Origin of the sequence: Nocardia sp. CDC159 (assembly GCF_023740735.1) — a bacterium.
In the GTDB taxonomy this organism is placed as follows: Bacteria; Actinomycetota; Actinomycetes; order Mycobacteriales; family Mycobacteriaceae; genus Nocardia; species Nocardia pulmonis.
This window is the reverse complement of sequence record NZ_JAMRXH010000021.1, coordinates 94,128-119,483: the sequence shown is the minus strand read 5'-3', so window position 1 is coordinate 119,483 and position 25,356 is coordinate 94,128. Positions and strand designations below refer to the sequence as shown.

Genomic DNA, 25,356 nt, shown 5'->3' with positions numbered 1-25,356 from the left:
CGACGTTGCGGCGGGCGCTCACCCGAGTGCGGTCCACACGGACTTCACCTCGAGGTAGGCCTCGACTCCGGCCCGCCCCATCTCCCGGCCGACCCCCGACGCCTTGATCCCCCCGAAGGGGGTGGCGGGATCGCCTGGCGCCCAGGTGTTCACATAGACCGACCCGGCCCGCAGCCGGGCGGCGAGGGTGTGCGCCCGGCCGAGATCGCGCGTCCAAACCCCCGCGGCGAGGCCGTATTCGGTGTCGTTGGCCAGCCGTACCGCCTCGTCGACATCCCGGAACGACGCCGCCACCAGCACCGGCCCGAAGATCTCCTCCCGGCAGATCCGCATATCCGGGGTCACGTCGGTGAACAGGGCGGGGCGCAGGAAATAGCCTCCCGGCGGCTCGGCCGCGGGAATCTCCCCGGCCCGCAACGTCGCACCCGCGGCGATCCCGTCGCGCAGGTACTCGCGCACCCGCCGATACTGCTCGAGCGAGATCAGCGGCCCGAACTCGGTCGCCGGATCCAATGCCGGTCCGACCCGAGCCTGGTTGGCCCGCACCAGAATTCCCTCGATCACCTCGTCGAAGACACTCTCGTGCACATACAGCCGCGACGCGGCATTGCAGGCCTGCCCGGTATTGAAGTAGATCCCGCGGTAGGCCCCGGTGATCGCCGCCTCCAGATCCGCGTCGGGCAGGATGATGTTCGGGCTCTTGCCCCCGAGCTCCAGCGTCATCCGCTCGAGCGCGCGGCCCGCCTTCGCCCCGATCTCGCGCCCCACCGCGGTGGAGCCGGTGAAGACGATCTTGTCGATACCCGGCGCGTCGACCAGCGCGGCGCCGGTCGCCCCGTCGCCGGTGAGCACATTGACCGTGCCCGGCGGGAATCCGGCCCGCTCGATCAGCTCGGCCAGCCGCAGGGTGGTCAGCGGCGTCTGCTCCGCCGGTTTGACCACCACCGTACATCCGGCGGCCAGCGCCGCACCCAGCTTCCAGGCCGCCATCAACAGCGCGAAGTTCCACGGAATGATCTGCGCGCAGACTCCCACCGGCTCTTTTCTGGTGTAGCACAGCGTATTCGGGACCGATACCGGAATCGTCTCCCCCTCGATCCGGGTGGGCCAGCCGCTGAAATAGCGGAACTGCGCCGCGGCGGCCGGCACATCGAGCGTGCGGGTGACCGCGATCGGCTTGCCGCCGTCGCGGGATTCGAGCTCGGCGAGTTCGGCGGCATGGTCCTCGATCAGATCGGCGAGCCGGGCCAGCAACCGCCCGCGCTCGGCCGCGGGCATCGCGCCCCACGGTCCGTCGAGCGCGGCCCGCGCGGCGGCGACGGCCGCCCGCACATCCTCGGGACCCGCGTACGCGACCTCGGCGAGGGGCTCGCCGGTGGACGGATCGATCGTGGTGAAGGTGCGGCCGCTCGCGGCGGCGGCGAACCGGCCGCCGATATAGAGCGGATGCGGTGCGGTCGAGACGGTCACGAGTCCTGACCTCCTCCGAAGCGGTCGATGACGGTGATGCCGCCACCGGTGGTGAAATCGCTCATGGCGGCCAGCACGTCGCCCGCCTGCTCCAGCGCCACGGTGCGCTGCACCAGGGTCTGCGGCGCGAGCCGACCCGACGCCACCAGAGACAGCAACCGCGGATAGCTGGTATGCGGATTGCCGTGCGAGCCAACGACACTCAGCTCCGCGATGGTGATCTCGTCGATCGGCAGCGCGATCTCGCCCGCGTCCGCCGCGCCGGTCATGCCCACCTGCACGTGTCGCCCCCGCTTACGCAGGCAGCGAATCGAATTCAGCACGGTCGCGCGGGCGCCCAGGGCGTCGATCGAGACATGTGCGCCGCCGTCGGTGGCCTCGCGGACCGCCGCCGGGACGTCCGGTTCGGCACCGGCATCGATGGTGTGCGCCGCGCCCTGTTCCTTGGCCAGCGCCAGCTTCGCCGGATCGATGTCCACCGCGACCACGAATGCGCCTGCCGCACTGGCGATCTGCACCGCCGACAGCCCCACCCCGCCCACGCCGTGCACGGCCACCCGATCCCCGGGCCGGACCTCGCCCTGGCCGAGCACGGCATGGAACGCCGTCATGAACCGGCAGCCGATCGCACTGGCCGCCACCGGCGTGAGCCCCTCGGGCACCGGTACGCAGTTGAAGTCGGCGGTGGGTATCGACACGTATTCGGCGTAGCCGCCGTCGCGCCAGAAGCCCAGTACCTGCATGTTGTCGCAGACATTGGCCCGCCCGTCGCGGCAGTGCCCGCAGGTGCCGCAGGCCAGGTGGAACGGCACGGTGACCCGGTCGCCGATCCGCACCGACCGCACCTCGGGACCGACGGCCACCACCTCGCCGACCAGTTCGTGGCCCAGCGTGCGCGGCAGCGCCACCTGTCCGCCCAGCCAGCCCCAGTCGCCCATCCAGGCGTGCCAATCGCTGCGGCAGATGCCCGCGGCCTGCACCGCCAGCACGACGCCGTCGGATTCCGGTGTGGGATCGGGTATTTCGCGAATGTCGAGCGGTGCCCCGTACTCGACGATCTGTGCCGCTCGCACGGTGGTCCTCCTGGCGTCAGCGGATGCGGACGGGCAGCGAGTCCAGCCCGCGGGTGATGTTGTTCGGGGTGCGGGTCGGCTCGCCCGCGAGTTCGATCGTGCTGGCCCGCTTGGCGAGTGCGGTGAACACCGCGTGCGCCTCCATCGAGGACAGCGCGCGCCCGGGACAGTGGTGCACGCCGGAGCCGAATCCGAGGGTGTCCACCGGATTGCGCCGCACCAGAAAGCGATCCGGATCGGGATAGTGGCGCTCGTCCCGATTGGCCGAGCCGTAGGACAGCACCACGCGCGCGCCCGCGGGAATGGTCACGCCGTCGACGTCCACATCGCAGGTGGCGACGCGGGAGAAGGACTGGATCGGCGACTCCATCCGCACGCCCTCCAGGAACGCGCCGGGGATGAGCTTCGGATCCTCCCGCACGGCCTGCCACTGTTCGGGATCGCGGGCCAGCAGCCACAGCGTGGCGGCGATCCCGGCGATGGTCGTATCCAGCCCGGCGCAGGCATAGGCGCTCATGGTCATCAGCGCCTCCGGCTCGGTGATCTCCCCGCGATCGGCCGCGGCCCAGACGATCTGACCGAAGCTGTCCGGCAGCAGCCGATCCGGCGTGGCCTCGGTGACGAGATACCGCATGAGCGCCTGCACATCCGGAAACGTCGACCGCTGCAACTCGCTGTCTGGACCCATGTAGTTGAACGCTCCCAGCGCCCAGTCCAGCAGTTCGGTCCGGTATTCGTCGCGCGGAAAACCGATGAGGTCCATGACGATATCCACCGGCAGCTTGCACGCGAAGTCGGCGACCCCGTCGAACTCACCGCGCCGCATCAGATCGTCGACCAGCCGATCGGCCAGCCGCTCGATATCCCCGGCGACCGCGCGGACATAGCGGGGCCGCAGGGCGTCGTCGAGCACCTTGCGCACCGTGCGATGCCGCGGCGGGTCCATGCCGAGGATCGAGCCCTCCGACAGCTCGTTGCAGGTGGCGTTCATCGCGATGCCCTGCGCCGAGCTGAACCGCTCCCAGTCGACCAGCGCCGCGCGCACGTCGTCGTAGCGGAACATGCCGTACAGGTCGTATTCGGTCAGCCGGACCACCGGCCCCAGATCGCGCAGCGTCCGATAGTGCTCGAACGGTTCGCGCAGCGCATCCGGGGAATACAGGGCCAGATCGGTCTCGGGCGCGGAAATACCTGCCGTGGTCACGACGGACCTCCCCCGGCCGCCAGATCGTAGAAGCACATGCGCGGCCCCGCCCCCGGGCGCGTGTACACCCGGCGCAGCGTCAGGGCGGACTTGTCGAACACCTCGAACCAGGCCGTGCGCTCGCGCGGCAGGCCCTGTCCGGTCAGCACGTGGATCAGGAAGAAGTCGTCGTCGTTCTCGCGGTGGTCGTAGCGGATCTCGGGCTCGCCGATCAGCAGGATCCTCAGCTGCGGGAAGCGCGCGGCGATCTCGTCCAGCAGATCCACGACGGCCTGCTCGCCATTGCGGAAGTGCTCGTGCAACGCGCTCATCATGCACAACCCGTCGGCGTCGCGGCAGACCTCCGGCCAGGTCTCGGGGGCGAAGGCATCGCCGACGACGAATTGCACCCGGTCGGCCACCCCGGCCCTGCGGGCGTGTTCGCCCGCCACCTCGATGGCCTCGGGACTGATGTCCAGGCCGATACCGGTGAGCGAGGGATCGCGCACACAGGCGTCGATCACCAATTGCCCACCGCCACAACCGATGTCGAGAATGCGCCGGACACCGCGGCCCTGCATGGCTCGCAGCACCACCGGGGAGTGGAAGAAGGAGAACAGGGTGTCGCAGTGGGCGCCGAGTTTCGCGCCGTCGCGGATCACGTCCTTGCCGTACACGGCCCTGCCGGTGAGCAGATCGCCGATCCGGCTGGTGACCGCGCCGTAGGCGTCGACATAGACCCCGAGGCGGGCCAGTGAGACGTCGGTGGTGAGGAATTCGCCGAGCCGGGTGAGGAAGTACTCCCCCTCGCGGATCTCCAGAATGCCCCGGTGCACCAGGTAACTCAGGAAGCCGGGCCCGATGCCGGGGTCGAGCCCGTCGAGCAGACCGTCGGCCGGTCGGCGTGGCCCCGACCGCAGCCGCTGCAGCAGCGGCGTATCGGCCAGCGCCCGCACGGCGTGGCAGACGTGCATCGAGCTGATCATCTCGGGCAGGTCCGACAGCGTGAACGCCTGCCATTCGCGGCGCTGCCGCTCATCGGTCAGTTCGATGATTTCCGGACCGGTGGTGGTGGTGAGCGTCGTCATGAATTCTCGAATCCTTTCCGGAGCCGTTGTCGTCCGGTGTCATTCGCACACCGCGTAGGCGTGCCTGCCGCGGGGGCTCGCCGCCGCCCGCACGAACTCCCCGTCGTCGGTGAACCCGGTCGCGCAGATCCGGCCCAGCGAGTAGGCGGGCACGAGTTCGACCTCGTGGCCGCGCTTTTCGAGTTCGGCGACCGTGCGGGGATCGCAGGTCTCCTCCGCCACCAGCACCCCGGGCCGGAAGGCGTGCGGGGTGAACGACGCCGGTACCTGGTCGGTGTGGAAGGCGGTGGTCTCGGTGGCGCGCTGGAAGTCCAGGCCGAATTCGGCGACATTGAGGAAGAACTGCAGGGTCCACTGGTCCTGCCGATCGCCGCCCGGGGTGCCGAACGCCACGAACGGCTTGCCGTCCCGCAGCACCACGCTCGGACTCAGGGTGGTCCGTGGCCGCTTGCCCGGCGCCAGTGAATTCGGGTGTCCCTCCAGCAGATACATGGATTGGCCACGGGTGCCCAGTGCGAAGCCGAGCTCGCCGATGGCCGGTGAACTCTTCAGCCAGCCGCCGCTGGGGGTGGCCGCCACCATGTTCCCGTGCCGGTCGACGACGGTGACTGTGCAGGTATCGGCCTTGGCCGTGGTGGCCGCGAGAATGGTCGGAAGTCCGTTGCGCAGCTGGGACATCCACTCGCTGCCCGCGTCCGGATAGTCGATGGTGGGCAGTTCGGGGATGAAGGAGGCGCGCCCGCCGGGTTCACCGGGCCGCAGCGTCAGCGCGGCCCGCGCCCCGACCAGCGCCCGCCGGGCCCGGGTGTAGTCCGCGTCGAGCAGCCCCGCCAGCGGCACCTCGCTGAACGTCGGATCGCCGTACCATGCCTCGCGGTCGGCCATCGCGAGCTTGGTGCATTCGACCACGGTGTGCACATAGTCGGCGCTGCCCGGCCCCATGGCGGCGAGGTCGAAGCCCGCCAGCAGCGCGAGTTGCTGCAGGAAGACCGGCCCCTGCGACCACGGCCCCGGCTTGAAGACCTGATACGGCCCGTAGTGCAGGCTCGGCGCGGTCTCGACGGTCGGTTCCCACGCGGCCAGATCGTCGGCGGTCAGCAGCGCGCGATGTCGCCTGCCGGTCGCGTCCAGCATCGGCCCGGAGGCGAGGAATTCGGCGATCTCCTCGGCGACGAAGCCTCGGTAGAAGGCGTCGTGTGCGGCCTGGATCTGCGCCTCGCGATCGGCCGAGGCGGATTCGGCCGTCTTGATCAAACGCTGATAGGTATGGGCGAGCGCCGGATTGCGGAACCGGCTGCCCGCGGCCGGGGCGACGCCGCCGGTCAGATAGGTCCGGGCCGATCCGTGCCACTCCTCGCGGAACAGCGGGGCGAGCACCTCGATGGCGCGGGCGGTCTCGGGAAGCAGCGGAAAGCCGTTGTCGGCGTAGCCGATCGCCGGCTCCAGCACCTCGGCCAGCGACAGGGTCCCGAATTCGGCGAGCAGCCGCATCCAGCCGCCGAAGGCGCCCGGAACGCAGGCGGGCAGCAGACCGGAGCCGGGGATGCCGCGCAGTCCGAGATCGGTGAACGCCGCGATATCGGCCGCGCGGGGCATCGGGCCCTGCCCGCAGATCGCCTGCACATCGTCGCGCCGGGCTCGGCGCGCCACGATCGAGACATCGCCGCCCGGGCCGTTGAAATGCGGTTCCACCACCTGCAGAACGAATCCCGCGGCGACCGCGGCGTCGAAGGCGTTGCCGCCGCGGGCCAGCATTCTCATGCCCGCGGCCGAGGCGAGCCAGTGGGTGCTGGCCACCGCGCCGATGGTGCCGGTCAGCTCGGGTTTGGAGGGCAGCATGCGACTACTCCCTTACTCGTCGTCGAAGATGCCGGGGCCGGGGGTGAGAATCGCGCCGGGGTCGTAGCGCTTCTTCGCCTCGCACAGCGCGGACCATCGGTCGCCGAAGTGGGCGCGCCAGTCCGCACCGGTCATGCGCAGCGACCCGATCGGATACAGCACCGCCCCGTACTGCTTGCGGGCCTGGGTGAGCAGGCGGTCGTTGCGGTCGAGCATCTCCTCGACGAAGGCCGGGTCGGCATCGGCGGTTTCGGAGACGGTGTTGATGTCCAGGACGAACACCCAGTCGGAGCCGTCCGGCTCGGGCAGCGGCGGCAGCGGCCGGGTGATGCGGCTGCGCCGCTGCGGATACAGCAGGCTGATGCCGAACGGCCCGATATCGCGTGCGGTGAGCGAGGATTGGACCTCGGCCACATAGTCCTCGACCACCGATCCGGACAGCCACACGTCGTACCACGGCTTGAGCAGCCGGTCCCAGTTCACCGTCTCGCGCATGCCGTCGACCAGCCGATCGATCGAGAAGACGTAGTGCAGATAGGTGGTGTCGTCGACGGCGGGTTCGGTGCTCAGCCCGGCGGTGGCCACCGCATCGTCGGGCGGGGTGGCCGGATCGTAGAAGACCGTCGCGTAGAGCTTGTGTGTCGGTTCCGATTGCGGCGCGTACAGCTCGCAGTAGACGTGATCGATGGCCGGGCGCTCGATGAGCGTGCGCAGATCGCGGAAGAACGCGGCATTGTCGGTGTACTCCAGCACGTAGGTGCGGGCACGTTCGCGCGCGGGCGTGAGTTCGACGACCGCCTTGGTGATCACGCCGAACTGGCCGAGCCCGCCGAGCACGGCCTCGAACAGGTCGCGCCGGTGCTCCGGCGAGCAGCGCTCGATCTCTCCCGTGCCGGTGACCACCTCGAGTTCGCGGACGTGATCGATCTGCAGTCCGGTGCGCAGCGCGCCCACCAGGCCGCCGAGCCCGCCCACCGACAGCGTGCCGCCCACGGTCAGCGAGGTGTAGCCGGTGATCGCGGGCGGGGTCAGCCGCGGCGAATGCTCGAATGCGGCGGTTACCAGATCCTTCCAGTGAATTCCGGCGTCGACCTCGGCGACGTCCGGGCCGAGGGAGTGAATGCGGTTCAGATACCGGTTCTCGATGACCAGCCCGTCGCTGAGGCCCTGGCCGAGGGTGGTGTGCGCCTGCCCGCGGGTCGACACGGGGATGCCGTAGGTGCGGCAGAAGCGGATCATCGCGGCGATGTCCTGCGCCGAGCGGGGCCGCAGCACCGCGCCCGGCTCACGGACGGTGATATTGCCCAGGTCGGTGGCGACCGCCCGCCGCGCCGCCGCGTCCACCAGGAGTTCGCCCGCCAGCGCGGGTGCGGCGGCGAACGACGAATTCGTCCCCGGCCCCGGGTCTTTCACCCAGGCGCGGGCGATCGGATCGAATCCCACGATCGCGGACACGGAAAACTCCTTTCGGCGCAAAGGCTTTCGGCCATTCCCCCTGCGTCGAACATAACCGCGCCCGAGTGGCGGGCACATTCAAAAGATCTTCAAAATAGTGTCAGAACCTCGTCAATCCGAGCCCAGCGCGGCGGCCACCCGGGCACACAGTTCGGCGAAGACGCGCCGTTCGGCCGGACTGAGCACGGACGCGGCGATATCGGCGTTGTCGCGCCTGCATTGCGCCGCGCGGTCGAGGAATTCGCGACCCGCCGCGGTGAGCGAGGTGGTCTGCTCGCGCCGATCGGCGCCGAGTGCGGCCTGCTCGACCAGGTGCCGATCCTTGAGCACGCGCAGCGCCTTGGACATTGTCGGGCGCGACACCCGCAGCGATTCGCTCAGCGCCGACGGGGTCATCGGGCCGTGCAGGCGCAGCATTTCGAGCACGTCGTACTGCTGCCAGGTCACCCGCTCGGGTGTGGTGCGGGTGCGCCGCGCCACCAGGACGCAGGTCAGGTAGGCCAGTGCGTTCTCGATGTCGTTATCCCCGAAGGACACTGGGTACTCCTCACCCGTCGCTTGATTTCCAATTGGAAACTAGTCTAGGGTGGGTCGCGCTACACCAACTCGTAACCCACACGGGAGGGAGTGGTCATGAGCACCGCGGTCTTTCGACCGAATACCGTGGGGTGGTTCGAAATCACCACCGCCGAGCCGGAACTCGCCGAACAGTTCTATCGAAGCCTTTTCGATTGGCGGTTCACCGCTTTCGATTCCGAGTACCACACCATCACCGCGCCCGATGCCGCCGTCGCCACGGGTGCGCTGCGCCGTGGCGGACGAGATGCGTTGTGCATCAGCGTGATCTGCGACGATCTCACGGCGACGATCCCGCGCCTGGAGGCGCTGGGCGCCACGGTCGTCGAGCCACCGGCACGGACACCGGCGGGCGATCTGCACGCGATCGTCACCGATGCTCAGGGCAATCGGATCGGCCTGTTCGCGCCTGCGGCACAGCGGAATTCGGCACCCGGCCCACAGCCGCCGACGCCGAACTCCCTGGCCTGGTTCGAGATCGGCACGACCGACTTCGCCGCCTCGCGCAAGTTCTACGAGCAGGCCTTCGGCTGGCGCTACGAGCGCGACGAGGCCGCCGAGGGGGTGGCCTACTACAACATCCTGGTCGAGGGTGCGAGCGAACCCATCGGCGGGATGGTCGATCTGTCCGCCGGTCCCACACCGACCGATTACGCCATCCCCGGACTGCTCGTCGCCGACGTCCCCGATCTGCTCGAGCGCTGCGAACGCGCGGGCGGGCAGCGGGTGATGGGCCCGTTCCCCGACGGCAACGGACTGATCATCGGGCAGTTCACCGATCGGTTCGGCAATCGGTGGAGTTCGTTCGCCCGGCCCGCGGACGGGTGAGCCCGCATGCCCTTCGCCGTCTATGTGCTGGGGCTGGGCGTGTTCTGCCTCAACACCACCGAAATCATGGTCGCCGGGCTGATTCCCGGCATCTCCAGTGACCTCGGGGTGTCCATCGCCGCCGTGGGTTATCTGGTGTCGATCTTCGCCTTCGGCATGGTCGTGGGTGGGCCGCTGCTGATCGTCGGGCTGTGGCGGGTGGCGCAGAAGCGATCGTTGATACTGCTGCTGGCGGTGTTCGTCGTCGGCCAGACGATCGGTGCGCTGGCCCGTGACTACTGGGTGCTCGTGGTGGCGCGCATCCTGACCGCGCTGGCCGCCTCGGCCTTCTTCGGCGTGGCCGCCGCGGTGTGTATCCGTCTGGTCGGGGCCGAGCGGCGCGGGCGGGCGATGTCGGTGCTGTACGGCGGCATCATGGTCGCCCAGGTGGTCGGCCTGCCGGTCGCCACGTTCATCGAACAGCACTGGGGCTGGCGCGCCAGCTTCTGGATCGTCGACGCGCTGGCCCTGGTCTGCGTGGCCGCGGTCGTGGCGGTCGTTCCGTCCGGCGGCGGCGCGCAGACCCTCGACCTGCGCGCGGAGACCGGCGCGTTCCGCAACCCGCGGCTGTGGGGTGCGTATGCCACCAATGCCCTCGTCATCGGCTCGGTCATCGCCGGATTCACCTATCTGTCACCGATCTACACCGACGGCACCCACTTCGCGGCGTCGACGGTGCCGGTGCTGTTCGCGGTGTACGGGGTGGCCACGGTGGTGGGCAACGCGGTCGTCGGGCGCTTCGCCGACCGCTACACGCTGCCCATCCTGATCGGCGGCCTGATCGCCGTGGCACTCATCTTCGCCGCGTTCGCCCTCACCCTGGAGTACAAGGCGCCCACGATCGTCGCGACGGTGCTGCTCGGCCTCATCGGATTGCCGCTCAACCCGGCCATGGCCGCGCGGGTGATGTCGGTATCCAACGAGGGTGCGCTGGTCAATACCGTCAACGGCTCGGCCATCAATATCGGCGTGGTCATCGGACCCTGGCTGGGCGGATTGGGAATCAGCGCCGGACTGGGCCTGGCCTCGCCGCTGTGGATCGGCTCGGCAATGGCACTGGGCGGACTGCTCACGCTGCTGCCCGATATCACCCCGCGGCTTCGGGACCGACCCGGCGAGCCCGCCGAAATTCCCGCGCAGGAGGCCCGAAAGGGAGTGTGAATACCCGCTTTTCGACGCCGCAATCACGAAAGTGGTTGCGGCGTCTTTTGTTGCCGGTATCGGGTGCGACAATGACTGTCTGACAACAACTTGAGACTTTCTCGAGCATCCTCTGATTGCCCCTGTCGTGCTCGCGCGCCGACCATGAAGTCGACGAGCGCATTCCGACGGAAGGGCATCCGATGGACGGGCTTGACATCGCGCCGAGGTTTCACCACCTCGCCATTCAGACCGATGACGTGGACGCGACGATCAAGTGGTACGAGGCATTCCTCGGCACCACGGTGGAGTGGTCACTGGATCGCTTCTCCTCGCTCACCCACGCGCGACTACCCGGAATCCAGAAGCTGGTCGAGCTGAGGAAGGGGGACGTGCGGTTCCACGTCTTCGACCGGGCCGAACACACCCAGGACGGCCCGAATCCGCTCGACTACCAGTTCCAGCACGTGGGCATCGCCGTGCGCCGACCCGAGCACCTGGTGCAACTGCGGGAGCAGTGGCTGCGGGCGCGCGAGCAGACCGCGCTGCGCTGGGCCCGCGACGAACCACCGTCGGACATCGTGACCGACGACGACGGCATGCAGAGCCTCTACGTCCTGGACCCCAACGGGCTCGAACTCGAATTCGTCTACTTCCCGGGGGAGGGCTCGTGAGCAGCGACCATCCTCCCGTGCTGCTGACGCGGCTGCTGTTCATGCCGCGCACGGGCCAGCCCTACGCGCCCTCCCCCGAGCTGGATCGCGACGCCGCCGAACAGCGCGATCTCCCGGAGTACGACATCCTCGGCGACCGCCCGGTCCAGGCGCAGCCGCTGTTCTGGTATCGCTGGATCGCGGGTCATCAGATCTCGTTCGTGCTGTGGCGGGCGATGCACGACATCCTCGGGCGGCATCCCGACGGCGTGCCGGACGAGCGCGAACTCGACGTCCTGGCCGCCTGCGTCGACGGCTACAGCGCCATGCTGCTGTACTCCTCGACGGTTCCCCGCGAGCACTACCACGCCCACACCCGGGTGCGCATGGCCCTGCAGCATCCGTCGTTCAGTGGGGCGTGGGCCCCGGACTACCGGCCGATCCGCCGGTTGTTCCGCGGTCGATTCCCCTGGCAGGGCGATCCGGTGTGCGCGGCGCTGGACGAGGCGGTCACCCGCAACGGGGTGACCCACGACCACATCGCCGACCATCTGGTCCCGGACGGGCGCTCGCTGCTGCAGCAGTCCGCCGGGGCGCCCGGGGTGAGCGTGTCCCGGGAGAAGGAGGACCTCTACGACAACTTCTTCCTGACCGTCCGCCGCCCGGTGAGCCACGCCGAGCTGGTGGCACAACTGGATTCGCGCCTGACCGAACTCGCCGCGGATCTGCGGCACAACGGGCTCTACCCCCGCGTCGAAGGCCGCCACTACCCGGTGGTTCCCGAGCAGTCGACCGTGCTGCGCCCGCTGGTGACCGGCGTGCTGCGGGTGACCGATCGCGCGGCCCGGTTGGTGTCGGCCCTGCGTCTCGAGGATGTGCGCCGATGAAACACGGCATCGCCCTGCTACCCGAGCACGAATGGAAGGTCGCGGCCGAACGCTGGCGCGCCGCCGAACAGCTCGGCTACCACCACGGGTGGACGTACGACCATCTGATGTGGCGCTGGTTCGCCGATCGCCGCTGGCACGGCGCGATACCGACCCTCACCGCCGCCGCCACCGTCACCAGTTCGCTCGGACTCGGCCTGCTGGTGGCCACCCCGAACTTCCGCCATCCGGTCGCACTGGCCAAGGAACTGGCCACCGTGGACGATATCGCGGGCGGGCGGCTGATCTGTGGATTGGGTTCGGGCGCACCGGGATACGACGCGAGCATCCTCGGCGGCCCGGACCTCGGCGCCCGCGAGCGCGCCGAGCGCTTCGAGACCTTCGTCGAACTGCTCGACGCGGTGCTCGTCCAGGGCAGCGTCAATCAGTCCTCGCGCTGGTACACCGCCTCCGGGGTGAACTTCCATCCGCGCGGCGAATGCGCCCGGCCGCCGTTCGCGGTGGCCGCGACCGGACCGCGCGGCATGGCGCTGGCCGCCCGGTTCGCGCGGTACTGGATAACCTCCGGTCCGCCCAACGACTTTCGCATGCGCCCGCTGGCCGAGATCGTGCCCGTGCTGCGCGCGCAGCTGCGGGCCGTGGACGCCGCCTGCGAGCGTGCCGGACGCGAGCCGGGCACACTGCACCGAGTGTTCGTCGCCGACGCGGCGGCGGGCGGAATAACGAAATCGGTTGCCGCGTACGAGGACGCGACCGCCGAGCTCGCCGCGATCGGGTTCACCGATCTGATCGTGCACTGGCCGCGGCCGGATCAGCCGTATCAGGGCGACGAGCGCGTCGTCGTCGAATTCGCGGAGAAGCATTTGGCAGGTCGGCGATGCGGGTGACGACGGTGGACATGTTCGGCGCCGCACCCGGCCGGGGCAGCGCGGTGGATGTGCTGGTCCCCGAGGGCCCGTGCGGGGAAGGTATCGCGGCGGAGGCCGCCGCGTACGCACGGCGCAGCACCTCGGACGAGACGGTCCTGGTCGGCGAATATTGCCGGGAGCAGGGGACTTTCACCTCGCGAATCTTCAACGCCGACGGCGAGACGCCGTTCGCGACGCACTCCCTGGCGGGCGCGGCGGCCTGCCTGGTCCACACCGGCCTGCTCGCACCGGGTGAGGTCGGGCGGATCGCCGCGACGTGCAGTCAGCACCTGTGGACCGACGGTCACCAGGTGCGGGTGCCGTTCGAGGGACGCGCTGTGCACCAGCCGATTCCGCACGATCCCACGCTGTTCGGCCCCTATTCCGGTGCGGCGCACGCGGGCGGTGTCGGGCGCGCGTTCAACTTCGTGCGCATCAGCGAGGATCCGCGCGCGCTGCCCGTCCCGGATCTCGAGCGAATGCGGGAGGTCGGCCTGACCGACCTCACCTTCTTCCGCTGGGATCCGGATCGCCGGGAGGTGCTGGCGCGGGTGTTCGCCCCGGGCTTCGGCATCCCGGAGGACGCCGGATGCCTGCCCGCGGCCGCCGCACTGGCCCTCGCCGCACTGCGCGCGGCCGGGGAGCGGTCGGCAGCGGTGACGGTGCGCCAGGTGACCCGGCACGGCAGCGAATCGCGGTTCGACTGCACCGGCGCGCTCGGCGACGGTCAGGCGGGTGTGCGCATCACCGGCCGGGTCTGGGTGCCCGGGTCCGACGACGAGAAAGCGAGTGGGACATGACGATTCGCTCGGCTCTGCGCGCGGAGGCACGGCGGCGCGACGAGGCCGATCCGCTGACGAAATACGCGCGCGAGTACATCACCGACGGCGCGATCCACCTCAACGGCAACTCGCTGGGTCCGCCGCGGGCCAGTCTCACCGGCGCGCTCGACCGCGTCGTCTCGGATCAGTGGGCGCCGCGGCAGGTGCAGGGCTGGTTCCGCGAGGGCTGGCTGGATCTGCCGCGCACGATCGGAGACAAGCTGGCGACGCTGCTCGGCGCGGCGCCGGGCCAGGTCGTGGTCGCCGGAGAGACGACGTCGACGACGCTGTTCAACGCGCTGATCGCCGCCTGCCGCCTGCGACCGACCCGGCCGGTTCTGCTCATCGAGGCCGAGTCCTTCCCGACCGACCTGTACATCGCCGCCTCGGTGGCGCGGCTGCTGGATCGCGAGCTGATCGTGCGCTCGCGCGACGGTTTCGACGCCTACCTCGCCCGGCACGGCGCACGGGTGGCGGCGGCCCTCGCCGCACCCGTCGACTTCCGCACCGGAGCGCGCCGCGACATCGGCCCGACCACCGCGCGGTGCCAGGCCGCCGGGGCCCTGTCGGTGTGGGACCTCAGCCACGCCGCGGGCGTGCTGCCGGTCGATCTGGACGCCCACCAGGTCGATCTCGCGATCGGCTGCGGATACAAGTATCTGGGCGGCGGCCCGGGCGCACCGGCCTATCTCTACGTCCCCGCCCGGCTGCAGCCGCTGCTGGATCTCCCGCTGACTGGCTGGCACGGGCACGCGCGAATGTTCGCCATGACGGCCGAATTCGAGCCCGCGCCCGGTATCGATCGGGCACGCACGGGTACACCGCCGGTGCTCAGCCTCATCGCGTTGGACCACGCGCTCGATCCGCTGGTGGAGGTGGGCATCGAGGCGCTGCACCGGCGCGGCCGCGAACTCGGGGAGTTCTTCCTCGAATGCCTCGCCGAGCGCGCGCCGGATCTGGCCGGGCGACTGGCCTCGCCGCGCGATCCGGATCGCCGCGGCGGCCATCTGGCGCTGCGGATTCCCGAGGCCGAGCCGGTGGAGGCCGCACTCGCCGCCGCGGGCGTGCACGTCGACTCGCGGCCGCCGGATCTGATCCGCCTGGCCTTCGCGCCGCTGTATGTGACCCACGAGCAGGTGTGGCACGCGGTCGACGCCCTGGACCACGCCGTGAAGGGAGCACGATGACCCGAACCGTCGACGAATACGTCTCCTACGCGCATATGGACGAACTCCACCAGCTGCAGCGCCCGCGCAGCCAGGCGCGGGGCGAACTGAATTTCATTCTGCTCAGCCACGTCAAGGAACTGCTGTTCCGCGCGGTCACCGACGATCTGGACGCGGCGCGCGAGGAACTGCAACGCGACGACGTCGCCGCGGCGTGCGTGGCCCTGGCCCGAGCGACGCGCACCCAGCGCGTGCTCGTGGCCTGCTGGGAGTCGATGAACGGCATGTCCGTCGACGAGTTCGTGGCCTTCCGGCACGTTCTCAACGACGCCTCGGGCGTGCAGTCCTTCGCGTATCGCAATCTGGAGTTTCTGCTGGGCAACCGCCCGCAGCGCCAGGTCGAGGAGGCCAGGACCAGCGGCCACCCCTGGCTGCGGGCCGAGCTGGCCAAGCCGTCGCTCTACGATGTGACGCTGGGATACCTTGCCCGGCAAGGCTTTCCGGTTCCAGAGGAGATCCTGGAGCGGCCGACCACCCGCCAGCACGAGGCCGACCCCCGCGTCGAGGACGTGTGGTTGGAGATCTACCGCCACCCCGACCGCCACCGCCGGGCACACCGGCTGGCCGAATGCCTGCTCGAGGTCGCCTATCAGTTCTCCTGCTGGCGGGCCACCCATCTGCTCGTCGTCGAACGCATGCTCGGCGGCAAGAGCGGGACGGCCGGAACCGATGGCGCTGCCTGGCTGCGGGCCATCAACGAACACCGATTCTTCCCGGAACTGTGGACATTTCGCACCCGGCTATGAGATCTGGAGGAAAACGATCACGATGACCGAACTCGAGACCGGCACGACCAAACCGGTCGACCTCAGCTCGCTCGTCCCGGTGCTGTTCGGCTTCGCCGCCTTCCAGCAACTGCGGGCGGCCTCGGAACTGCAACTGTTCGAATATCTTTCGCTCAACGGACCGTGCACCGCCGATCAGGCCGCCGCCGGTCTGGGCCTACCCGCCAAATCGGCGCGCAAGCTGCTGCTCGGCACGACCGCACTGCATCTCACCGAACGCGAGGACGACCACTACGCGCTGGGCGAAACACTGCGGGCCGCAATGGAGGACGGCACCTGGCCGCTGATCCGCAACATCATCGACTTCCAGCAGCGACTGTCGTATCTGCCCGCGATGGAATACGCCGAATCGCTGCGGACCGGTAAGAATCTGGGCCTGCGGCATCTGCCCGGCACGGGCGGCGACCTCTACACCCGGCTGGAGCAGACCCCGGAGCTGGAGAATCTGTTCTTTCGGGGCATGCACTCCTGGTCGGAGCTATCCAATCCGGTGCTGCTGCATCAGGTCGACTACCGCGAGGTGACCACGATCCTCGATGTCGGCGGCGGTGACGCGGTCAACGCGATCGCACTGGCGCGCGCCCATCCGCACCTGCGGATCACGGTGTTCGATCTGGAGGGCGCGGTCGAGGTGGCCCGCGACAATATCGCCGCCGCCGGACTGGGCGACCGGCTCGACGCGGTGGCCGGGGACATGTTCGGCGACCCGCTGCCCGACGGCCACGACCTGGTGCTGTTCGCGCATCAGTTCGTGATCTGGTCGCCGGAGCAGAATCTGGCGCTGCTGAAACGCGCGCACGAGGCGCTCGCGCCCGGTGGGCGGGTGGTCGTGTTCAACGCGTTCGCCGACGACGACGGGCGCGGGCCGCTCTACACCGCGCTCGACAATGTGTACTTCGCGACGCTGCCGTCGGAGGAGTCGACGATCTACCGGTGGCGCGAACACGAAGAATGGCTCGCCGCAGCGGGATTCGTCGACATCACCCGGATATACAACGAGGGCTGGACGCCGCACGGGGTCATCGAAGGACGTAAGCCCCATGTCTGAGCCGGACCTCGACCGGGAGTACTCGCCGAGTTCGGTCGCGCGGGATCCGGCCGGATCGCTGCGGCGGTACCGGATGCGCAGCGATGCCGCGCGCTCGCGGCTCGACGTACATCTCGCGGTGCGCTACGGCGAGGAGCGCGGCGAACGCTGCCACGTCTTTCCCGCGGCGCCAGCGGGCATCCGGGGACCGCGGACGCCGGTGCTGGTCTTCGTGCACGGCGGGCACTGGCAGGAGTCCGGCATCGAGGAGGCCTGCTTCGCGGCCGAACACGCCGTGGCGCACGGCTGCGCGTTCGTGGCGGTCGGCTACGGCCTCGCCCCGGCCCGCAAGCTGCCGGACATGATCGGCTCGGTGGCGCGCGCACTGGACTGGCTTACCCACGCCGGGCCGCTGTTCGGCATCGACCCGGAGCGCATCCATGTCGCCGGAAGCAGCGCCGGGGCGCATCTGCTCGCCGCGGCGCTGGCCGTCGGCGCGACGCCGCGGGTGCGCAGCGCCTGCCTGCTGAGCGGGCTGTACGACCTCACCGAGATTCCGCGAACCTATGTCAACGACGCCCTGCGGCTGACGCCCGGCCTCGCCCGCGACTGCAGTCCGCTGGGCATGCCCGCACCGCCTTGCGACGCGGTCCTGCTCGCCGCCGGGCAGTACGAGACGCGCACCTATCTGCGCCAGCACGAGCGCTACGCCGAATACCTTGCCGCCCGGTCGATTCCGGTGACCTCACTGATCGTGCCCGATCGCGACCACTTCGACCTGGCGCTGGACCTGGCCGATCCGGCGACCCCGCTCGGCCGGGAAACCCTCAGCCAGCTAGCCCCGATGGGCTCCCGCACACGAGAAGGGACGGTGACCTCCGCGCGATGACGACGACGAATACGGCCGTCACCACGGAGACGATCGTCGACGCGTTCGAGCGGACCGCGGCCGAATATGCCGCGCGCGAGGCGATCTCCGACGGCCTGACAACTCTGACCTATGCCGAATTGGACGCACTGAGCGCCCGGATCGCGCGGGCGCTGCGCGATCGCGGACTCACCCCGGGTGAGCGGGTCGCGGTGCACCTCGAGCGCGGCCTGGCCACCTATCAGGTGTTCCTGGGCGTCCTGCGCGCCGGTTTGGTGGTGGTGCCGTTCAATCCGCGCCACCCCGCCGAACACAAGGCGCGCATGTTCCGGGCCGCCGAACCCGCGCTCGCGGTGACCGACTCCGCCACCGCCGACGGCCTTCCCGAGCCCGCGTGCCTGCCGGTCGACGAATTGCGCACCGCCGCGGCGGCTCTGCCCGTGCAGCCGGTGCGGCCCGAGGTCGGCCCGGAGGCGCCCGCCTTCATCCTGTTCACCTCGGGTTCGACCGGCGTGCCGAAGGGGGTGGTCATCGCGCACCGCGGAATCGCCCGCGTGGCACGGCATCTCACCGGCTTCACCCCCGGGCCGCAGGACCGCTTCCTGCAGCTCGCGCAGCCCGCGTTCGCCGCCTCGACCACCGACATCTGGACATGTCTGCTACGCGGCGGGCGGCTCACGGTCGCGCCGCAGGAGGTGCCGCCGCTGGGCGAGTTGGCGCAGCTGATCGCGCGCGAGCGGATCACCGTTCTCAATCTGTCGGTGGGCCTGTTCAATCTGCTCGTCGAACATCATCCGGACAGCCTGGCCAACGTTCGCACGGTCATCGTGAGCGGCGACTTCCCGTCCGCCGCCCACCTCGAGCGGGCCCTGGCCGTCCTCGACGGCGATCTGTTCAATGCCTTCGGCTGCACCGAGAACTCCGCCCTCACCGCGGTGCACAAGATCACCCCGGCGGATCTGACCGACGCCGAGATCCCGGTCGGGCGGCCCATGCCGACGGTCGAAATGACGGTGCGCGACGAATATTTCGACGAATGCCCGCCCGGCCGGATCGGCGAGCTGTGCATCGCGGGCGACGGCGTGGCGCTGGGCTATCTCGGCGACCCGGACCTCACCGACCGCAAATTCGTCGAACACGACGGCCGTCGGCTGCTGCGGACCGGCGATCTGGCCAAGCTGACCCACGACGGGGAGATCGTGCTCGCGGGCCGCACCGACCAGATGCTGAAGGTGCGCGGCTTCCGGGTGGAGCCCCGGCATGTCGAGGTGACGGCCGAGGCATTTCCGGGCGTGCAGCGCGCGGTGGCCCAGGCGGTGCCCAGCGGCGGGGTGGCCGATCAGCTCGCGCTGTGGTGCACGCCCATGCCCGGCCGCGAACTGTCCGAAGACGCACTGTTCGAACATCTGCGCAACCGCCTGCCCGACTATATGGTGCCGTCGAAGATCCTTGTCCTGGAGTCCTTTCCGCTCAATGCCAACGGCAAGATCGACCGCAGGGAGCTGGCGGGGCGGCTCGGGTCCGCGCAGACCGGGAGCAGCTCGCGCGGCGGCGCGCCGGACCGGCTGGCCGAGCTCATCCGCTCGACCCTGATCGATGTGACGGCCAATCGGGCGATCGAACTGGACGCCGGACTGATCGAAAGCGGTGTCACCTCATTACATCTGATCGATCTGGGGGCTCGGCTCGAGGACGTCGTGGGCGTCGCCCTGGCGCCCGACGAGATCGTCGGCGTGGGCACCGTGCGCGGTGTCGCCGACCTGATCCGCACCAAGCGTGCACGAGGGCAGCGATGACCGCGATCAACGAACGTCCCGCGACCGACGCCGGGCGCGTCCCGGCCTCCCCGGCCCAGCCCGGCATGTGGTTCGCCAGCATCCATGGGCCCGATCCCACGGCATACAACCAGCCCCTGGTGCTGCGCCCCGACCGGCTGCTCGATCACGACCGTTTGGTCGCGGCGCTGCGCGCGGTTCACCGCGCGCACGTCGCGCTGCGCACCACCTTCGAGCAGGCCGCCGAGGGCGAGCTGCGGCAGGTGGTGCATGCGGAGCTGGATCCGATCGTCGAGTTGCGCGAGCATCCCGGCGGTGACGCCGAGGCTTGGGTGGCAACGCAATTGGCGGAGGTCGCGGGCACGGTCTTCGATCTGCGCGCGGGCCCGCTCGCGCGCGTTCGGCATCTGCGGGTGCCCGACGCGAACCGCAGCGTGCTGATCTTCAACATCCATCACACCGTCTTCGACGGCATGTCGTTCAAGCCGTACCTCACCCAGGTGGAGGCGGCCTATGTCGCGCCGGATCGCGGCCCCGAACCGGCGCGGCAGGCGCTCGAGTCCTACGCCCGCTGGGCCGAGCGCTGTGGTGCGCCCGAGACGCTGAACTATTGGCGAGACAGGCTGGCCGATCCTCCGGCCCGCGCGCCGATCGGGCTACCCGGGGACGAGCCGCCGCGCTACGTGGTCCGCCAGCGGGTGCTCGATGCCCGCACGACGACGCGGGTACGGGAGTTCTGTGCCGCGCAGGGCCTCACCCCCAGCATGTTCTTCGTCGCGCTCGCTTTCGTTCTGCTGCATCGACATACCGGTCGCGACGACATTCTGCTCGGCATTCCGGTCACCGTCCGCGAGGGCGGTGACGCCGAGGTTCTGGGGCATCTCACCAATACCGTCGTGCTCCGCCACCGGCTGCGGCCGGGCGCGAGCCTGCGCGATGTGCTGCGCACGGTCAAGCGGGACATGCTCGAGGCGCTGCGGCACCGGCACGCACCGCTGGCGGCGGTGATCGGTGCGCTGCGCGCGGGCGGCAATCGCGACGGCGACCCGTTCGACGCGATGATCACCGTGATGCCTTGGGCCGCACGTCGTTTGGACCTGCGAGAGTGGGGGGTGCGGACGTGGGAACACGCACCCGGTGGGGCGAAGTACGAGCTGGCGATCCTCGTCGACGAGACCGCGGGGCATTTCACCCTCGAGGTCGAGCACACCACGACCGCGCCCGGCGGTGCCGAGTTCACCGACTATCTGGCGCGACGGCTGGAGACCCTGGTCGCCAGCGCGCTCGTCGATTCCGAGGCGCGGGTGCGGGACCTGCGCTGGATCAGCGATGCCGAGCGCCACGCGATCAGCGAGCTGTGCGCACGCCGCACGGCCGCACCCGCCTTGGGCACCGAGCTGACCGCCGACCTGTTCGCCGCGACCGTCGCGCGATCGGGCGCCGAACCCGCGGTGGTGACCGACGAGACGGTGACCTCGTTCGCCGATTTGGCGGCCCGCGCCGAGGCGGTGGCGAAGAGCTTTGCCGCCAGGGGAGTTCGCGACGGCCGCCCGGTCGCGGTCCTGCTGCGGCCGGGGGTCGACCTGGTGGCGGTGATCATCGGCATCCTGCGCGCGGGCGGCAGCTACGTCAACCTCGATGCGGATCTGCCGCGGGAGCGGTTGAACTTCACCCTGTCCGACTGCGGCGCGACCATCCTGGTGTGCGACCCCGGCATCGACCTCGAAGGGCTGTACCCGCCCGACGGGCTCGCGGTCATCGCCGCACCGGATCTCACCGATGGCTCGGAACCCATTGCCGACCAGCGCAAGACACCGCGGGACACGGCCTACGTCGTGTATACCTCCGGCACCACCGGCCGCCCCAAGGGCATCGCGATGCCGGAGACCACCCTGGCCAATCTCGTCCGCAACCAGGCGCTGTTCTCCGGCGGCCGACCCCTGCGCACGCTGCAGTACATGCCCCCGGCCTTCGACGTCTTCGCCCTGGAGGTCTTCGGATCCCTGTGCACCGGCGGCACTCTGGTGATCCCGCCCGCGCGGGCCCGCACCGATTTCGAGGCTCTGGCCACACTGCTGGCCGATCAGCGCGTCGAGCGGATGTACCTTCCCTACGTCGCGCTGCGCGAGCTCGCGGCCGTGCTGCGAAGTTCGGCGATCGAGTTGCCCGCCCTGCGCGAGGTGGTCGTCACCGGCGAGCGGGTGGTGATCACCGAGGATCTGCGAATCATGTTCCGGCGCAATCCGAATGCTCGGCTGATCAACGCCTACGGCCCGTCGGAGGCGCACCTGTGCAGCTGGGAACGGCTGCCCGCCGATCCGGGCGCCTGGCCCGCGCTGCCCTCGATCGGGCGGGTGGTCGCGGGCGTGGACGCCTACGTCCTCGACGGCGACGACCGGCTCGCGCCCTTCGGCGTCGAGGGCGAACTGTGCGTCGCGGGCCCGGTCGTGTCCCCCGGCTATATCGGCCTGCCGGACCGGACGCGCCGCGCCATGGTGCCCGACCCGTTCGTGGCGGGACAGACCATGTATCGCACCGGCGACGCGGTCGTGCTGACACCGGACGGTCACCTGCACTACCGCGGCCGCAAGGACGACCAGGTCAAGATACGCGGCTACCGGGTCGAGCCCGGCGAGGTCGTGGCCGCGCTGGAACGAGAGCTGGGCGTGGACGCGGCCGCGGTGATCGCGATCGCCGCGGGCGCCGACCGCGTGCTGCACGGCTTCGTCCAAAGCGCCGCCGAACCGCCCGCCGACTGGCGCACGCGACTGGCGGCGGTCCTGCCGGACTATATGGTCCCGCGCGGGCTCACCCGCATCGATGCCATTCCGGTGACGCCGAACGGGAAGACCGACCGGCGAGCGCTGGAGACGCTGCTCGCCGCCGAATCCGGTGACGACACCACGGTTCTCGTCGGCGACTGGACGGATGCGGAACGGGCGGTGGCCGAGGTGTGGTACGAGGTGCTCGGGCAGCGGCCCGGCACACCGGATGACGACTTCTTCGCGCTGGGCGGGCACTCGCTGCTGGCCGCCCGCCTGCATCGGCTGGCCAAACAGCGCTTTCACGCCGAGGTCGGGCTGTCGACCCTGCTGAACAACCCAACCCCGCGGGGCATGGCCCGCATCCTCACCGGCCGCGACGGCGCCGCGGACGTGGATCTGCGCGCGGAGGCCGCCCTGCCCGACCTGGTCGTCGGACCGCGCCGGGAACCGGCCGACGGCGTCGTATTGCTCACCGGCGCAACCGGATTCCTCGGCAGCCACCTGCTCGACGAGCTGCGCCGGACCGGCCATCGGGTGCGCTGCCTGATCCGCGCCGACAGCGTCGAACACGGTCGGCAGCGGCTACGCGCCGCCTTCGACAAGTTCGCCCTGGACCCGGCCGGACTGGACGAGGTCGAGATCTGCCCCGGCGACCTCGATCGGCCCCGGTTCGGCCTGGGCACGGAATACCAGGCGCTGGCGGGTGCGGTGAGCCAGGTGTATCACGCGGCGGCGCACATCAACTTCGTCGTCCCGTATCGAACGGTCAAGCGCACCAATGTCGACGGCCTGCGCCACCTGATCGAATTCTGCGCGCTCAACGCCACGCCGCTGCGGCTGATCTCGACACTGGCCGTCTTCCCACCCGATGCCTCCTCCGGCGTGATCGACGAGGACGCGGTGCCGGGCGATCCGGCCTCGCTGGGCATCGGGTATTCGCAGAGCAAATGGGTCGCCGAACAGCTCGCGCTGCGGGCGCGCCGGGCGGGGCTGCCGGTCACACTGCACCGCGTCGGGCGCATCGGCGGGCACAGCCGCACCGGGGCCTGCCGGCACGACGACTTCTTCTGGTTGCAGATGAAGAGTTTCGCGCTGCTCGGGCGCTATCCGGACGAGATGGCCGAGGCGCCGCCGGTCGATCTGCTGCCGGTCGACTACGTGGCACGGGCGATCGTGCGGCTGTCGGAAGCCAAGCCGGACAACGAGACCTGGCATCTGTACCACGCCGAGGGTCTGGATTGGCCGACCATTCTCGATGCCATGCGCACGCACGGCTATGCGCTCGATCCGACGGATCTGCCCACCTGGCTGGCGGAGCTGGAACGGCAGGTCGAGACCGGCGACCAGCGCGCGGGTCTGGGGCCGCTGGTGCCCTTCATGCGCGAGGGCGTGCTGCGGCTGGGCGCGCATTCGTTCGACAATGCCCGCTCCGAGCGCGCGCTGGCCGAACTCGGCTGCCCGTTCCCGGCGGCGGAACCGGGCTGGATTCACGGAATGTTCGAGTACTTCCGCGTCGTCGGCGCCGTCCGGCCGCCGCAAGCGGTCCCTCAGGGAGGAGTTCACAGTGCCTGAACTGGCGATTCGCTCGGTGGTCATCATCGGGGCCGGTCCGGTCGGCTGCGCGCTGGCCACGCTGCTGCGGCGGCAGGGGCTGCGGGTGCGGGTGTTCGAACGGGGAACGGAGTCGGCGGGAACCGGATCCGGCCACTCGTTCAACCTCACCCTGACCTCGCGCGGGCTGGACTGCCTGCCCCGCTCGGTGAAGCGCCGCCTCTACCTCCAGGGCGCGGTGCTGGCCAAACGCATCATCCATCACCGCGACGGCGCGATCTCCACCCAGCCGTACGGCACCACCGACGCTCATCACCTGCTGTCGATACCGCGCCGGGTCCTGCAGGACATCCTGCGTGACCAGGCCCTGCGGGCGGGGGCCGAAATCCATTACGGCCAGGCGTGTATCGATGTGGACACCGCCCGCCCGGCGGCGTTGCTGCGCGGTCGCGACGGCGCCACCACCTGGGTCACCGGCGATCTGCTGGTCGGCTGCGACGGAGCCAACAGCGCCGTGCGCGAGGCCATCGCCGCCGCGCATCCGCAGCAGCTGTGGGTGACCCGCGAGATCATCTCGCACGGCTACGCCGAGATCACGATGGACTACGGCGACGCCGATCCGACCGGCATGCACCTGTGGCCACGCGGCGATCATTTCCTGCAGGCCCAGCCGAATCGGGATCAGACCTTCACCACCAGCCTGTTCAAGCCGCTGGCCGGTGATGCCCGGCACCGGCACTTCTCCGGACTCCCGTCGGCCGAGGCGATCAGCACCTACTGCGCCACGCAGTTCCCGGATGTCTTCGGCCGAATGAACGGGGTCGGCAGGGATCTGGCGACCCGCAGCCCCGGGGTGCTGCGCATCGTCACCTGCGCCCCCTACCACCATCGGCGGGCGGTGCTGGTCGGCGATGCCGCCCACGCGGTGGTCCCGTTCTTCGGCCAGGGCATCAACTGCAGCTTCGAGGACGCGGCCACGCTGGCGAGCCTGCTGGAGAAGTGCCGGTCCACGATCCAGCACGACAGCGCGGTGGCGGCGCGGGCCGTCGCCGAGCAGTACAGCGACGTGCGGGTGCGGGCCGGCCATACGCTGGCCGAACTGTCCCTGCGCAATCTGGAGGAGCTGTCCGATCACGTGAACGACCCGCTGTTCCTGGCGCGCCGCGCGCTCGAGCGGCGGCTGCACGAGCTGTGGCCGGAGCTGTACACCCCGCTGTATCAGCTGGTGGCCTTCACCCACATGCCCTACGACGCCGCCGAGCGCGTGCACCGGGAACTGAGCGCGGCGCTGGATTCGCTGTGCCACGGCCGCGACCTGCACCGGGAGCAGGACGCCATCATCGCCGATTTCGTGGAGCTGTACGGAGATCGGTTCGCGCGCAAGCGCACCGGATAGCGG

General features: G+C 70.0%; 20 protein-coding genes. 13 read left to right on the top strand and 7 right to left on the bottom strand.

Going from position 1 to position 25,356, the window contains the following annotated elements; genetic code table 11:
* Window positions 1-18 precede the first annotated feature (18 nt).
* The 7 genes from NDR87_RS32880 to NDR87_RS32850 all read right to left on the bottom strand — a co-directional run bounded on the left by NDR87_RS32880 (window position 19) and on the right by NDR87_RS32850 (window position 8,645).
* Complete coding sequence (locus tag NDR87_RS32880; RefSeq protein ID WP_251917765.1) at window positions 19-1,470, bottom strand: aldehyde dehydrogenase family protein; 1,452 nt, start codon at window positions 1,468-1,470, stop codon at window positions 19-21.
* Complete coding sequence (locus NDR87_RS32875) at window positions 1,467-2,543, bottom strand: zinc-dependent alcohol dehydrogenase family protein (protein ID WP_251917764.1); 1,077 nt, start codon at window positions 2,541-2,543, stop codon at window positions 1,467-1,469. Before NDR87_RS32875 ends, NDR87_RS32880 begins: the two co-directional genes overlap by 4 nt.
* A gap of 16 nt (window positions 2,544-2,559) precedes the next feature.
* Entirely contained in the window at window positions 2,560-3,747 is a 1,188-nt protein-coding gene (locus tag NDR87_RS32870) for a cytochrome P450 (protein WP_251917762.1), read from the bottom strand.
* Window positions 3,744-4,814, bottom strand: coding sequence for a methyltransferase domain-containing protein (locus tag NDR87_RS32865; RefSeq protein ID WP_251917761.1), 1,071 nt, complete (start codon window positions 4,812-4,814; stop codon window positions 3,744-3,746). The genes NDR87_RS32870 and NDR87_RS32865 overlap by 4 nt, the downstream gene beginning before the upstream one ends.
* Window positions 4,815-4,853: 39 nt before the next feature.
* Window positions 4,854-6,653, bottom strand: a complete 1,800-nt coding sequence (locus NDR87_RS32860) for a gamma-glutamyltransferase family protein (protein WP_251917759.1) — start codon at window positions 6,651-6,653, stop codon at window positions 4,854-4,856.
* A 12-nt stretch (window positions 6,654-6,665) separates the two neighbouring features.
* Window positions 6,666-8,108 (bottom strand): FAD-binding protein, encoded by a 1,443-nt coding sequence (locus NDR87_RS32855; RefSeq protein WP_251917758.1) that lies wholly within the window; start codon window positions 8,106-8,108, stop codon window positions 6,666-6,668.
* A gap of 111 nt (window positions 8,109-8,219) precedes the next feature.
* Complete coding sequence (locus NDR87_RS32850) at window positions 8,220-8,645, bottom strand: MarR family winged helix-turn-helix transcriptional regulator (protein WP_251917756.1); 426 nt, start codon at window positions 8,643-8,645, stop codon at window positions 8,220-8,222.
* A 96-nt stretch (window positions 8,646-8,741) separates the two neighbouring features.
* Between NDR87_RS32850 and NDR87_RS32845 the strand changes: the two genes are divergently transcribed.
* The 13 genes from NDR87_RS32845 to NDR87_RS32785 all read left to right on the top strand — a co-directional run bounded on the left by NDR87_RS32845 (window position 8,742) and on the right by NDR87_RS32785 (window position 25,353).
* The gene (locus NDR87_RS32845; protein WP_251917754.1) at window positions 8,742-9,512 is read left to right on the top strand and encodes a VOC family protein; all 771 of its coding nucleotides are present in this window, start codon (window positions 8,742-8,744) and stop codon (window positions 9,510-9,512) included.
* Between the two features lie 6 nt (window positions 9,513-9,518).
* On the top strand, window positions 9,519-10,712 hold the full coding sequence (locus NDR87_RS32840) for an MFS transporter (RefSeq protein WP_251917752.1): 1,194 nt from the start codon (window positions 9,519-9,521) through the stop codon (window positions 10,710-10,712).
* A gap of 182 nt (window positions 10,713-10,894) precedes the next feature.
* Complete coding sequence (locus NDR87_RS32835; RefSeq protein WP_251917750.1) at window positions 10,895-11,365, top strand: VOC family protein; 471 nt, start codon at window positions 10,895-10,897, stop codon at window positions 11,363-11,365.
* Window positions 11,362-12,231: an L-tyrosine 3-hydroxylase gene (locus NDR87_RS32830; RefSeq protein ID WP_251917749.1), complete on the top strand. Its 870-nt coding sequence runs from the start codon at window positions 11,362-11,364 to the stop codon at window positions 12,229-12,231. Before NDR87_RS32835 ends, NDR87_RS32830 begins: the two co-directional genes overlap by 4 nt.
* The gene (locus NDR87_RS32825) at window positions 12,228-13,118 is read left to right on the top strand and encodes an LLM class flavin-dependent oxidoreductase (RefSeq protein ID WP_251917748.1); all 891 of its coding nucleotides are present in this window, start codon (window positions 12,228-12,230) and stop codon (window positions 13,116-13,118) included. Before NDR87_RS32830 ends, NDR87_RS32825 begins: the two co-directional genes overlap by 4 nt.
* Complete coding sequence (locus NDR87_RS32820) at window positions 13,109-13,939, top strand: PhzF family phenazine biosynthesis protein (protein WP_251917747.1); 831 nt, start codon at window positions 13,109-13,111, stop codon at window positions 13,937-13,939. The genes NDR87_RS32825 and NDR87_RS32820 overlap by 10 nt, the downstream gene beginning before the upstream one ends.
* On the top strand, window positions 13,936-15,147 hold the full coding sequence (locus tag NDR87_RS32815) for an aminotransferase class V-fold PLP-dependent enzyme (protein WP_251917746.1): 1,212 nt from the start codon (window positions 13,936-13,938) through the stop codon (window positions 15,145-15,147). The genes NDR87_RS32820 and NDR87_RS32815 overlap by 4 nt, the downstream gene beginning before the upstream one ends.
* Window positions 15,144-15,932: a tryptophan 2,3-dioxygenase gene (locus NDR87_RS32810; RefSeq protein WP_251917745.1), complete on the top strand. Its 789-nt coding sequence runs from the start codon at window positions 15,144-15,146 to the stop codon at window positions 15,930-15,932. Before NDR87_RS32815 ends, NDR87_RS32810 begins: the two co-directional genes overlap by 4 nt.
* A gap of 22 nt (window positions 15,933-15,954) precedes the next feature.
* The gene (locus tag NDR87_RS32805; RefSeq protein WP_251917744.1) at window positions 15,955-17,019 is read left to right on the top strand and encodes an acetylserotonin O-methyltransferase; all 1,065 of its coding nucleotides are present in this window, start codon (window positions 15,955-15,957) and stop codon (window positions 17,017-17,019) included.
* On the top strand, window positions 17,012-17,887 hold the full coding sequence (locus tag NDR87_RS32800; RefSeq protein ID WP_251917743.1) for an alpha/beta hydrolase: 876 nt from the start codon (window positions 17,012-17,014) through the stop codon (window positions 17,885-17,887). Before NDR87_RS32805 ends, NDR87_RS32800 begins: the two co-directional genes overlap by 8 nt.
* A complete protein-coding gene (locus NDR87_RS32795; protein ID WP_251917742.1) occupies window positions 17,884-19,662 on the top strand; it encodes a non-ribosomal peptide synthetase in 1,779 nt (592 codons plus the stop codon). The genes NDR87_RS32800 and NDR87_RS32795 overlap by 4 nt, the downstream gene beginning before the upstream one ends.
* A complete protein-coding gene (locus NDR87_RS32790) occupies window positions 19,659-23,978 on the top strand; it encodes an amino acid adenylation domain-containing protein (protein WP_251917741.1) in 4,320 nt (1,439 codons plus the stop codon). Before NDR87_RS32795 ends, NDR87_RS32790 begins: the two co-directional genes overlap by 4 nt.
* The gene (locus NDR87_RS32785; RefSeq protein ID WP_251917740.1) at window positions 23,971-25,353 is read left to right on the top strand and encodes an NAD(P)/FAD-dependent oxidoreductase; all 1,383 of its coding nucleotides are present in this window, start codon (window positions 23,971-23,973) and stop codon (window positions 25,351-25,353) included. Before NDR87_RS32790 ends, NDR87_RS32785 begins: the two co-directional genes overlap by 8 nt.
* Window positions 25,354-25,356: the final 3 nt, after the last annotated feature.